Below are 12,061 nucleotides of genomic sequence, written 5' to 3'. Positions count from 1 at the left end.
CATGCAATGCGAGTGCCACGACCGTCCGATCCTTTTAAGCACACGGCCACATTAGCGGTGCGCGATTCGATCCGCGCGAGCGTCGTTGCACTACCGCGGCCATCGGCATGGAGCTTGCTAAAACGAAGCCATGCACCTTCCACCGACCGATCCGTCGAACACGAGCCCCTCGGGCGCGGCCAACGTGCCCGCCTTGTCGACCACGCGCGACTGGACCTGTCCGTTCTGCCCGCTGCTGTGCGACGACCTGGTCGTCAATGCGCACGACGACGCCACGCTCAGCGTGCCCGACACCGATTGCCCGCGGCTCGCCGGCGCGCTCACGTGCTACGGCGCGAGCGACGCGCAGTGCGCGAGCAGCATCGACGGACAGGACGCCAATCTCGACGACGCGCTCACTCATGCGGCGCGGATGCTGTCGAACGCGCGCCGTCCGCTGTTCGGCGCGCTCGCCACCGACGTCGCCGGCGCACGCGCGTTGTACACGCTCGCGGCCGGTTGCGGCGCGATCCTCGATCATTTGCACGGCGACGCGATGAGCGCCGCGACACTCGCGCTGCAGGACCGCGGCTCGTTCTTCACGACGCTCTCCGAAGTGCGCAGCCGCGCCGACCTGCTGGTGTTTTTCGGCTGCCAGCCGTCGCGGCGCTATCCGCGCTTTTACGCGCGCACGCTGGAGGGCACCGAAGGCGCGCGCGACCTGGTGTTCGTCGGTTGCGAGCCGGACCCTGCCGCGAGCGCGTTCGCGCAAGCGCGCGTCGAAGCGATCCTGCCGGACGCCGATCCGTATCACACGCTCGCGCAATGGTCCGCGTTGAGCGTGGGACGCGAGCCCGGCGCGTTGCCCGATAACGGAACGGGCACGTCGGAGACGCTGGCGACGCTAGCCGCGCTGCAAGCGCGCATTGCCGCCGCGCGCTATACGGTGTTCGTTTATGAGCCCGCCGCGCTGCCCGGTCCGCACGCGGCGCTGTTGATCGAAGCATTGAACCGCATCGTCAAGACGACGAACCTCACGGCTCGCGCGGGCTGTCTCGCGCTCGGCGGCGACGACGGCGCGCTCACGGTCAATCAGACGGTGACGTGGCTCTCGGGCCTGCCGCTGCGCACCCATGTCTCGAAGCCAGGGCGGCTCGCCGGCACCGCGCCGCTCGATCATGATCCGTATCGCTATCGCACCAGCAGGCTGCTCGCCGAGGGTGAAGTCGACGCGCTGTTATGGGTCGCGAGTTTCGGGCCGCACGCGTGGCCGGCCTCGCTCAATCCGGCCGTGCCCGCGGTGGTGCTCGGTCATCCCGCTCTCGCCGAAGCGGCCAGGTCGCGCGGCGCCGCGACGGTTTTCATCCCGGTTGCGACGCCCGGCATCGACAGCGGCGGCCATCTGTTCCGGGTCGACAGTTCGGTCGTGATGCCGCTCGCCGCCGCACGCGGCGCCGCGCTGCCCTCGGTCGAGGCGATCGCCACGCAACTGGCCGCGCGGCTTCATGCGCCCGATGCGCGCCCCGCCGTTCAGGAGCAGCCATGAGCCTCGTCCGGCTGAAAGGCGGCACGATCTACGATCCCACCAACGGCGTGAACGGCGAGCGCCGCGATCTGACGATTCGCGACGGCCGCATCGTCGACGTTGCGGCGAACACGCCGGTCGATCACGAATACGACGCCACCGGCATGATCGTGATGGCGGGCGGCATCGACATGCATTCGCACATCGGCGGCGGCAAGACGAATCTGTCGCGCCTGCTGCTGCCCGAGGATCACCGCGCCGATCCCGTGCGCGATGCGGCCTACGAATCGGTGCAGGACGGCGCGGGGCGTTACTTGCGTCTGCCGTCTTGCGGCGTCTGCGCGCCGGGCACGCTTGCGACCGGCTACCGCTACGCCGAGATGGGCTACACGGCCGCGTTCGAGCCGGCGATGATGCCGTCCAACGCGCGCCATACGCACCTCGAAATGGGCGACACGCCGATCATCGATCACGGCGCCTATGTGATGCTCGGCAACGACGAACTGTTCCTGCAGATGCTCGCCGCGCGCCACGACTTCGAGCGGCTGCGCGATTACGTCGGCTGGACGATTCACGCGAGCAAGGCGCTCGGCGTGAAGGTGGTCAATCCCGGCGGCATCTCCGCGTTCAAGTTCAACCAGCGTTCGCTCAACGTGGACGAGCAGCACAAGCACTACGGCATCACGCCGCGCGAGGTGCTGCATACGCTGTCGCGCGCGTTGACCGAACTGCGCGTGCCGCATCCGCTGCATGTGCACGCGAGCAATCTCGGCGTGCCCGGCAACATCGACTCGACCATCGCGACGATGGACGCCGCCGACGGCCTGCCGATCCATCTCACGCATATCCAGTTTCACAGCTACGGCGTCGAAGGTCCGCAGAAGTTTTCGTCGGGCGCGCGCCATATCGCCGAAGCGGTGAACGCGCGGCCGAACGTGTCGATCGACGTGGGCCAGATCATCTTCGGGCAAACCGTCACCGCCTCGGGTGACACGATGATGCAGTTCCGCAACGCGCCGATGGCGCGGCCGCACAAGTGGGTGGTGGGCGACATCGAATGCGACGCGGGCTGCGGCGTGGTGCCGTTCCGCTATCGCGAGCAAAGCTTCGTGAATGCGCTGCAATGGATCATCGGACTCGAAATCTTTTTGCTGGTCGACGATCCCTGGCGTGTCTCGATGACCACCGATCATCCGAACGGCGGCCCGTTCACCAGCTATCCGCATCTGATCCGCCTGCTGATGGACAAATCGTTTCGCGACGAGCAGATCGCGAAGCTGCATCCCGAAGCGCAAGTGGCGAGCGCGCTGCCGCATTTGAAACGCGAATTCTCGCTGTACGAGATCGCCATCATCACGCGCGCCGGGCCCGCACGCCTGCTCGGCCTGCGCGACCGCGGCCATCTGGGCGAGGGTGCCGCGGCCGACATCGCCGTGTATCGCGACGAGCCGGATCGCGAGCGGATGTTCACCTCGCCCGCGTATGTGTTCAAGGACGGCGAACTGGTCGCGCGCGACGGCACGCTCGTCGCCACGCCCACGGGCGGCATCCATTTCGTGTCGCCCGATTTCGACCGCGGCATCGAAAAAACGCTGCGCGCCTATAGCGACGCCAATCTCGCGAACAACTTCGCGCATGCGGCGATCAGCGACGACGAGATCTGCAATTGCTGCCGCGGCGGCAGGCTGCTGCCGGTCGAATGTTTCTCCAATAATTGATGAACGCGGCCGACAAGCACGGTTGACCAGAACGGTTGATTCACGCCAACACGAACCCCAGACGATGAGCGACCCGGCACCTCTTCAGATCAACGGCACCACGATCGACGCAACCTTCGCGGAAGCCTTTCCGATGAAGGCGACCCGGCTCGTCATCACCGCGCACACGCCGACGTGGGCGCTCAACGCCGCCAACGCGATGACGGGCTTCGCGACCTCGGTGATCGGCTGCGGTTGCGAGGCCGGCATCGAGCGCGAACTCGCGCCGGGCGACACGCCGGATGGGCGGCCCGGGGTCGCGGTCCTGCTGTTCGCGGTGTCGTCGAAGGAATTGGCCAAGCAGATCGAACGGCGCGTGGGCCAATGCGTGCTTACCTGCCCGACCACCGCGATCTATGGCGGCATCGATCCGGCGACGAGCCGCGCGCCGCTCTCCGACGTCGCCTCGCTCGGCCGTGGCTTGCGCTTTTTCGGCGACGGCTGGCAAATCTCGAAGGTGCTCGCCGGCACGCGTTACTGGCGCGTGCCGGTGATGGACGGCGAGTTCGTCTGCGAAGAAACCACGGCGACGGTGAAGGCCGTCGGCGGCGGCAATCTGCTGCTGCTCGCGCGCGACATCGACGCCGCGCTGGCCGCCTCCGAAGCCGCGGTCGCGGCAATGCGCAAGCTGCCGAACGTGATCATGCCGTTTCCTGGCGGCGTCGTCCGCTCGGGATCGAAGGTCGGTTCGAAGTACAAAGGCGCGACCGCGTCGAGCAACGACGCGTTCTGCCCGACGCTGGTCGGCCTCTCGCCGCGCAGCGAACTGGGCGCGGAAGTCGGCTGCGTGCTGGAGATCGTGATCGACGGCCTCACCGACGCGGACGTCGGCCTTGCGATGACGGCGGGCATCGTGGCGGCCACCGCGCGCGGACGCGCGGCGGGCATGCTGCGGATTTCGGCGGGCAACTACGGCGGCAAGCTGGGGCCGTACCACTTCCATTTGCACGAACTGGCCGCCGGCCTCGACGGGAGCCGCGCATGAGCACGACGACCACCTTGCGCGTGAAAGCGCCGCCCGGTTTCCGCGTGGATGCGGGCGCGCTGTTGCCCGCGCCGCTCGCCGAACTGAGCTTGAACGAAATCGAGCGCATCGTGCTGCCCGCGGGCAACGAGCGCTGCGCGGTGGGCGACGTGTTCGAGGTGTCGCGTAGCGAAACAGCGGCGGCGCGTGCGGCGGCGGATGCGCCTCATACACCTCACACGCCTCACGCGCCTCACATCGAGCACGCCGACGCGACGCTCGTGATCGACGGCGCCGAGCCGTGGCTCGACCGCGTGGGCGCGCATATGACGGCGGGCCACCTCGTCGTCCACGGTTCGACGGGCGACTATAGCGGCTTGCACATGGCGGGCGGCGTGCTGCGCATCGACGGCGATGCGGGACACTTCACCGCCTGTGAAATGCGCGGCGGACGCCTGAGCGTGGCCGGCAATAGCGGCGACTTCGCCGCCGGCGCGCTCACCGGCGACATGGAAGGCATGACCGGCGGCACGCTGACGATTCACGGCGACGCGGGCGCGCGGCTCGCCGATCGCATGCGCCGCGGCCTCGTGCTCGTCGGCGGCGATGCGGGCGAATTCGCCGCGTCGCGGCTCGTCGCGGGCACCGTCTGCGTGGCGGGGGAACTCGGCCCGCATTATGCGTACGGTATGAGGCGCGGCACGCTGCTGCTCGCGCAGCGGCCCGTGCAATTGCCGCCGACCTTCACCGAGGGCGGCCGCGGTTTCGACGTATTCTGGGCGCTGCTGGTGCGCAGTCTCGCGCGCGAAATCACGCCCTTCTCGCAGTGGCGCACGATGAAGCTGCCGGCGCGCTACGCCGGCGATCTCGCGGTCGACGGACGGGGCGAAATCCTGATCGCCGGGTAACACCCGAGTGGTGCGCACGCGAGGCTGTATTAGTGTGTTCGATGGACACATCAAACGAAAGGAGACGGAGTGACGACGGTGCATTCGCCTCACGCCACGAAGCCACGCGCCGACGCCAAAGCCGGCGCGCGCGAGCCGCGCTATGCCGGCTCGCTGATCGTGCTGCACTGGGTGATCGCGTTCGGCATCATCGGTCTGCTTGCGCTCGGGCTGTACATGGTCGGGTTGCCGAAGGGGCTGCCTCTCAAGGCGTCGTTGATCACCTTCCACAAGTCACTCGGACTGACGGTTTTCCTGCTGGTGCTTCTCCGTATCATGGTGCGCGCGGTCGTTGGTCGGCCGCCGCTACCGCCGATGCGACCGTGGCAACGCGCCGCCGCGCGCACTACGCAGGGTCTTTTATACGTGGCAATGGTCGTGATGCCGCTCTCCGGCTATCTCGGCTCGTCGTTCAACACGTATGGCACGCGTTTCTGGGGCATCCTGCTGCCGAAGTGGGGCTGGGACGACAAGGAACTGCGCTCGCTGTTCTTCGGCATTCACGAAGCGGCAGCGTATGTGCTGATCGCGCTGATCGTGCTGCATGTGGCGGGGGCGATCAAGCATCAGTTGATCGACCGCGACAACCTGCTGGCGAGGATGCTGCCATGACTAGGCGGGCTGCGCGGGGTGGTTCGTCGCATGGGCCGCAGGTGCTTGAGACGCTTCAGGCGCTTCAGGCGCTTCAAGCGACGAACGCGCTTAATGCGCCTACCGCATCGCTGCGCATGATGCGCGGCGCGCTGCCGACGCGTGACGGGCATCGCGTGGCGTATGCGGTGGCGGGCGCTCCCGATGGCGTGCCGGTCGTCGTGTTGCATGGCGGACCGGGCAGCGGCAGCCAGCCGGGCGCGCTGCAATTGTTCGATTTGACGCGTTTCAGAGTCGTGCTGGTCGATCAGCGCGGCACCGGCGCATCGACGCCGCATGGCAGCGTGCGCCATAACCGCACCGCTCATCTGATCGACGATCTCGAAGCGGTGCGCGAGCGGCTCGGCGTCGAGCGCTGGGGCGTGTTCGGCGGATCGTGGGGCGCGGCGCTCGCGCTCGCGTATGCGGGAACGCATCCGCGGTCGGTGACGGGCGTGGTGATGCGCGGGCTGTTTCTCACTTCGGCGCGTGAAGTGCGCGGGCTGTTCGTGTCGTCGCGTGGGCGCGCGCCTCGGGCATGGACGCGGTTGAGGGATGCGGCGCGCGGTGATGAGCGCGGCATGGGCGGCTGCGGCGATGTTAGCGGACACAGCCGCGATGGCGAATACAGCGGCATTGCGAGACACAGCGACGTTGGCGAACACAGCCGCATTGGCAACCACAGCAGCCTTAGCAAGCACCGCAGCGCTAACGAACCCCACACCTTCAGCAACCTCGCCAACCGCCCCGCCGCGCTACTCGCGCGCTGTCACATAACGCTCCACCGCGGAGGTGCCAACGAAGCCCAGCAACATGCCCTCGCGTTGGCATGGCGCGGCTATGAAGACGCGGTGCTCGCAAGCGCCTCGACGCGCCGCGCGCGTTCCACCACCGCACGCGTCTCACGCCGAAACACCCGCAAGCTGATCGGCAAATACCGCATTCAAGCGCACTATCTGATGCATCGCTGCTGGCTCGGCGAAACGCGTCTGCTGTCGCTCGCGCGCCGCGCCGCCGCAGCGGGCGTGCCGCTTGCCGCGGTGCACGGCTCACGCGATCCGGTGTGTCCGCGCGGCAACTTGCGGCGTCTCGCGCGAGCCGTGCCCACGGCGCGCGTCGAATGCATGCGCGCCGGTCATCTGGCGAGCGATCCCGCGCTGCGCGACAGCGTCATGCGCGCGCTCACCGCCATGTTCATTCCACCCGCTCACGAGGGGCGCGGCATGCGCCACGCGGCATGAAAATCAAGGTACTCGGTTCATCGGCGGGCGGCGGTTTTCCGCAATGGAACTGCAATTGCCGTAATTGCGACGGCGTGCGGCGCGGCACGCTGAAGGCGACGCGCCGCACGCAGTCATCGATCGCGGTCAGCGCGAACGGCGAGGACTGGCTGCTCGTCAACGCGTCGCCCGATCTGCTCGCGCAGATCGCCGCCAACCCGGAGTTGCAGCCGGCCCGCCGCGCGCGCGACAGCGGCATCGCCGCGGTGCTCGTGATCGACGCGCAGATCGACCACGTCACCGGCCTGCTGATGCTGCGCGAACGCGACGCGCCGCTGCCGCTCTACGCGACCGACGCCGTATGGCAAGACCTGTGCACCGGTTTTCCGGTCGGGCCGATCCTCTCGCACTATTGCGGCGTCGAGCACCATCGCATCGCGCTCGACGGCGCGCCGCTCGCGGTGGATGCGCTGCGCGACGTGCGGATCGACGCGCTGCCACTGTCCAGCAAGGCGCCGCCCTACTCGCCGCATCGCAATGCGCCGGAACGCGGCGACAACATCGGACTGGTGTTCACCAATCTTCAGTCGGGCAAGCGCGTGTTCTACGCGCCGGGACTCGGCGCGATCGAGCCGCACGTGCTCGCCGCGATGCGCGACGCGGATCTGCTGCTGGTCGACGGCACGCTATGGACGGGCGACGAGATGATCCGCCTCGGCTTGTCGAAGAAAACCTCCGCCGATATGGGCCATCTGCAGCAGTCCGGCGAAGGTGGCATGATGGAAGTGCTCGACTCGCTCGACGCCGGCGAGGCACGCGGCGCGCGCAAGGTGCTGATCCACATCAACAACACGAACCCGATCCTCGTCGACGATGGTCCCGAGCGCCGCATCCTGAGCGAACATGGGATCGAAGTGGCGTACGACGGCATGACGTTCGACCTGTGAAGCGCAGGCACGAGCACGAACCACGGAGAAGGCATGAACGCGAACGACACCTTCGGCACGGCGCCGTCCAGCGCGACAGACGCGAACCAACCGGCGTGGACCCGCGAGGAATTCGAGGCGCGGTTGCGCGCCAAAGGCACGGCCTATCACATCCATCATCCGTTCAATGTGAAGATGAATAGCGGCGGCTGCTCGCGCGAACAGATTCGCGGCTGGGTCGCGAACCGCTTCTACTATCAGATCAATATTCCGCTGAAGGATGCGGCGGTGCTGTCGAACTGCCCCGATCGCGACACGCGCCGCCGCTGGGTGCAGCGCATTCTCGATCACGACGGTTATGGCGACCAGGAAGGCGGCATCGAAACGTGGGCGCGCCTGGCCGACGCGGTCGGTCTCTCGCGCGACGATCTGTGGTCGCAGAAAATGGTGACACCCGGCGTGCGCTTCGCCGTCGATGCTTATGTGAATTTCGCGCGCCGCGCGCCGTGGCAGGAAGCGGTGTGTTCGTCGCTCACCGAGATGTTCGCGCCGCAGATTCACCGCGACCGGCTCGCGGGTTGGCCCGAACACTATCCGTGGATCGAGTCCGCCGGCCTCGCCTATTTCCGCTCGCGCATCACGCTCGCGCAGCGCGACGTGCTGCACGGACTCGAAGTCACGCTGAATCATTTCACGCGGCGCGAGCAGCAGGACCGCGCGCTGGATATCCTGCAGTTCAAGCTCGACATTCTGTGGACGATGCTGGATTCGATCGAAAAGGCTTTCCCCCAATGAACGACGCGCCAGGCGCCGGCGGCGCCATGCCAACCGCCGATCGACCGACGATCAACAAGCTGTTTCGCCTGCAATGGGAACCGGCGCAGAACGCTCATGTGCTGCTCTATCCCGAGGGCATGGTGAAGCTCAATCAGAGCGCGGCGGAAATCCTCAAGCGCTGCGACGGCACGCGCGACGTCGACGCGCTCATCGCCGATCTGGAACAGGCGTTCAACACCAGCGGGCTCGGTCCCGAAGTGCGCGCCTTCATCGCCGACGCGCGGGCACGCGGCTGGCTGGGATAGCGTCATGACCGATCTCTCGCAACCCGTTACCGATGCCGAGGCGCATGCCGCCGGAGGCGGCGTCGCGCCGCCGCTGTGGCTGCTCGCGGAACTCACGTACCGTTGTCCGCTGCATTGCGCGTTCTGCTACAACCCGGTCGACTATACGGACCACAGCCGCGAACTGAGCACCGAGCAATGGCTCGGCGTGCTGCGCGAGGCGCGCGCGCTCGGCGCCGCGCAACTCGGTTTTTCGGGCGGCGAACCGCTCATGCGCGACGATCTCGAAGTGCTGGTGGAAGAAGCGCGCAAGCTCGGCTTCTATACGAACCTGATCACCTCCGGCATCGGTCTCACCGACAAACGGCTCGGCGACCTGAAGGCGGCCGGGCTCGATCACATCCAGTTATCGTTCCAGGATTCGACGCAGGAACTGAACGATTTCCTGAGCAGCACGCGCACCTTCGATCTGAAACAGCGCGTGGCCACGTCGATCAAACGGCATGGCTTTCCGATGGTGCTCAACTGCGTGCTGCATCGCTACAACCTGCCGCACGTCGATAAGATCATCGACATGGCACTCGCGATGGGCGCCGAATATCTGGAGCTCGCGAACACGCAGTATTACGGCTGGGCGCATACGAACCAGGCGCAGCTCATGCCGACGCGCGAGCAACTGGAAGAAGCCGAAGCCGTGGTCGAGCGTTACCGCCGCACGCACGGCGAGCGCTGCAAGATCTTCTTCGTCGTGCCGGACTATTTCGAGCGCCGGCCGAAGCGCTGCATGAACGGCTGGGGCGCGGTGTTTCTCGGCGTCGCGCCGGACGGCGCGGCGCTGCCGTGCCACGCCGCGCGCGGCCTGCCCGGCCTCGTGCTGCCGAACGTGAAGGACACGCCGCTGCGCGAGATCTGGTACGAGAGCGATGCGTTCACGCGCTTTCGCGGCCTCGACTGGATGAAAGAGCCCTGCCGCAGTTGCGACGAGAAGGAACACGATCTGGGCGGCTGCCGCTGCCAGGCCTACCTGCTCACCGGCGACGCGGCCAATGCCGATCCCGTCTGCGACAAGTCGCCGTTTCACGAAGCCGTGGTGAAGGTGGTGCGGCGCGCGGCGACGCCCGCAGCACATGAAGCGCCCGAGCCACGCGAGCAGCCCATCCTGTTTCGCAACGACGCGAACTCGCGCAAGCTCGCGGCCGCCGCCTTCGTTGCACCTGATGAGCAAGGCGGTCCCGGAGGCCGCGCATGACAGCCGGCGGCATCTCCGTTCTGCTCGTCGACGATCACGCGGTGGTGCGCGAAGGTTATCGCCGCCTGCTCGAATTGAATGCCGACGTGCACGTGTGCGGAGAAGCGGCGGATGCGGCGCAGGCCTATCAGCGCTTTTGCGCGCTGCGGCCCGACGTGGTGGTGATGGACGTGTCATTGCCGGGCGCGAGCGGCGTCGAGGCAATGCGACGGATGCTCGCCCGCGTGCCCGATGCCCGCGTGCTGATTTTCAGCGTGCACGAAGAAGCGATTTTCGTGCGCCGCGCGCTGGACGCCGGCGCGCTCGGCTACGTGACCAAGGCGAGCGCGCCCGACGTGCTGGTGGAAGCGGTGCGCACGGTCGCGCGGCGCGCGGGCTATCTGAGCCCCGACATCTCGCAGGCGCTCGCGCTGCGCACCGCGTTCAGCGAAGGGCCGCCGGGGCGGCAATTGTCCGCGCGTGAATTCGAGGTGCTGCGCTTGCTGGTGCAGGGTTATACGCTGCCGAGCATCGCCGAGAAACTGGGCTTGAGCCAGAAGACCGTCGCCAACCATCAATCGGTGATCCGGCAAAAATTCGGCGCCGACAACGGCGTGCAGCTCGCGCAAATGGCGAGCCGGCTCGGGCTTCAGTTCACCGGCTCGGGCTCGTCGGCCAGCCCGGCTTGAGCCGGCACGCGCGCGCAGAACAGAAAGCCGCCGTCGGGCTTGCTCGCCACGTGAAATTCGCCGCCTAGCGCCTCGACGCGCTCGCGCATGCCGATCAGCCCGAGTCCGCCGCGCGGCTTCGCGAGGTCGGCGCCGGGGCCGTCGTCGGCCATCGTCACGACGATTTCGTCGATCACCTCATCCTCCTGTCCGGGCCGCCTCTCGCGTGGCGCGCGCACCATGAACACCTCCACGCGCGAGCCGCGGGCGAACTTCGAAACATTGGTGAGCCCTTCCTGCACGAGCCGATAGAGCGTGATGGTCAGCGCGTCGCTCAAACCCGTGAAATCCCCTTCGATCGTCAACGAGAACGAGGCCTCCGGCAAGCGCTCGCGCCAGCCGTCGACGCAATGTTCGAGCGCGCTCGGCAAGCCGAATTCGTCGAGGCCGATGGGCCGCAGACGCCGGATCATTCCGCCGATCTGGCGGTACACGTGGCTCGCGCTCTGAATCAAACCCAGCGACACGCGATGAATCTCCGGCTCGCGCACCGCGGACAGATCGCGGATGCGCGCCGCGTCGAGCGCGATGGCGTTCAGGTACTGGCCGAGTTCGTCGTGCAGTTCGCGTGCGAGATGACGGCGCTCGAACTCCTGCGCCTGCAAGGCCTGGTTGGCGAGACGACGGTTCTCAGCGAGCAGGCGCTCGGCCTGTTCCTCGAGCACGCGGCGGCGGTTCAGTTCGCCACGCGCCTCGCGATAGCGGCGCCAGGCGAACCACGCAAGGCCGACCGAGAGCACGCAGAGCGTGCCCGGCAATTCGTCGAGCTGAAAGCGTTCCACGCCGCGCGTCCAGCGATAGGCGCGTTCGCTGACATCCAGCAGCGCGCCGCATGCGGCCGCCGCGACCGTCACGACGAACACCCATGCAAGGTCGCGCGCCACCGTCGAATGCGGCGAAGCGCGACGCGTGGGATGCGTGCGATGCGTGGCATCGGAATTCGAGGGATCGTTTGACATCACGTTTGCATTCTACGCAGCCCGCTTGCGCGCGGACGATTCCGGCGACGCATTTGGGAACGCTTCCCCGCCAGATCGGGAAAAGCTCCCGGGCCCGCGTTGCCCCGGTATGCGAAGCTTTTCTCCACACCATGAGA

General features: G+C 67.3%; 12 protein-coding genes. 11 read left to right on the top strand and 1 reads right to left on the bottom strand.

All coding sequences use genetic code 11. The features are described from left to right. Positions 1 to 130: 130 nt before the first annotated feature. The 11 genes from CUJ90_RS27965 (at position 131) to CUJ90_RS27910 (ending at position 10,926) form a co-directional block, all read left to right on the top strand. Positions 131 to 1,525, top strand: a complete 1,395-nt coding sequence (locus CUJ90_RS27965) for a molybdopterin-binding domain-containing protein (protein ID WP_114164308.1) — start codon at positions 131 to 133, stop codon at positions 1,523 to 1,525. Next, positions 1,522 to 3,222 (top strand): formylmethanofuran dehydrogenase subunit A, encoded by a 1,701-nt coding sequence (locus tag CUJ90_RS27960; RefSeq protein WP_114164307.1) that lies wholly within the window; start codon positions 1,522 to 1,524, stop codon positions 3,220 to 3,222. The genes CUJ90_RS27965 and CUJ90_RS27960 overlap by 4 nt, the downstream gene beginning before the upstream one ends. A 64-nt stretch (positions 3,223 to 3,286) precedes the next feature. Beyond that, positions 3,287 to 4,246 (top strand): formylmethanofuran--tetrahydromethanopterin N-formyltransferase, encoded by a 960-nt coding sequence (gene fhcD, locus CUJ90_RS27955; RefSeq protein ID WP_073427421.1) that lies wholly within the window; start codon positions 3,287 to 3,289, stop codon positions 4,244 to 4,246. Continuing rightward, on the top strand, positions 4,243 to 5,133 hold the full coding sequence (locus tag CUJ90_RS27950; protein ID WP_073427420.1) for a formylmethanofuran dehydrogenase subunit C: 891 nt from the start codon (positions 4,243 to 4,245) through the stop codon (positions 5,131 to 5,133). Before fhcD ends, CUJ90_RS27950 begins: the two co-directional genes overlap by 4 nt. A 69-nt stretch (positions 5,134 to 5,202) precedes the next feature. Next, positions 5,203 to 5,784 carry a cytochrome b gene (locus CUJ90_RS27945; protein WP_073427419.1) on the top strand — a complete coding sequence of 194 codons (582 nt, stop codon included), beginning with the start codon at positions 5,203 to 5,205 and terminating at the stop codon, positions 5,782 to 5,784. 116 nt (positions 5,785 to 5,900) lie between these two features. Then, complete coding sequence (locus CUJ90_RS33435; protein ID WP_244220128.1) at positions 5,901 to 7,043, top strand: alpha/beta fold hydrolase; 1,143 nt, start codon at positions 5,901 to 5,903, stop codon at positions 7,041 to 7,043. Then, positions 7,040 to 7,969: a pyrroloquinoline quinone biosynthesis protein PqqB gene (gene pqqB, locus CUJ90_RS27930; protein ID WP_114164306.1), complete on the top strand. Its 930-nt coding sequence runs from the start codon at positions 7,040 to 7,042 to the stop codon at positions 7,967 to 7,969. Before CUJ90_RS33435 ends, pqqB begins: the two co-directional genes overlap by 4 nt. Before the next feature lie 33 nt (positions 7,970 to 8,002). Next, on the top strand, positions 8,003 to 8,743 hold the full coding sequence (gene pqqC / locus CUJ90_RS27925) for a pyrroloquinoline-quinone synthase PqqC (RefSeq protein WP_073427417.1): 741 nt from the start codon (positions 8,003 to 8,005) through the stop codon (positions 8,741 to 8,743). Further along, the gene (gene pqqD / locus CUJ90_RS27920; RefSeq protein ID WP_073427416.1) at positions 8,740 to 9,030 is read left to right on the top strand and encodes a pyrroloquinoline quinone biosynthesis peptide chaperone PqqD; all 291 of its coding nucleotides are present in this window, start codon (positions 8,740 to 8,742) and stop codon (positions 9,028 to 9,030) included. Before pqqC ends, pqqD begins: the two co-directional genes overlap by 4 nt. Before the next feature lie 4 nt (positions 9,031 to 9,034). Further along, the gene (gene pqqE, locus CUJ90_RS27915) at positions 9,035 to 10,258 is read left to right on the top strand and encodes a pyrroloquinoline quinone biosynthesis protein PqqE (protein ID WP_114164305.1); all 1,224 of its coding nucleotides are present in this window, start codon (positions 9,035 to 9,037) and stop codon (positions 10,256 to 10,258) included. Beyond that, positions 10,255 to 10,926 carry a response regulator gene (locus CUJ90_RS27910; RefSeq protein ID WP_073427414.1) on the top strand — a complete coding sequence of 224 codons (672 nt, stop codon included), beginning with the start codon at positions 10,255 to 10,257 and terminating at the stop codon, positions 10,924 to 10,926. The genes pqqE and CUJ90_RS27910 overlap by 4 nt, the downstream gene beginning before the upstream one ends. On the opposite strand, the gene CUJ90_RS27905 is transcribed toward CUJ90_RS27910, so the two are convergent. Next, a complete protein-coding gene (locus CUJ90_RS27905) occupies positions 10,887 to 11,924 on the bottom strand; it encodes a histidine kinase (RefSeq protein ID WP_114164304.1) in 1,038 nt (345 codons plus the stop codon). The two genes, CUJ90_RS27910 and CUJ90_RS27905, sit on opposite strands and share 40 nt — an antisense overlap. Between the last annotated feature and the right edge of the window lie 137 nt (positions 11,925 to 12,061).

Source organism: Paraburkholderia terricola, from assembly GCF_003330825.1.
GTDB classification, from domain to species: Bacteria; Pseudomonadota; Gammaproteobacteria; order Burkholderiales; family Burkholderiaceae; genus Paraburkholderia; species Paraburkholderia terricola.
This window is presented reverse-complemented; position numbering and strand designations above follow the sequence as displayed.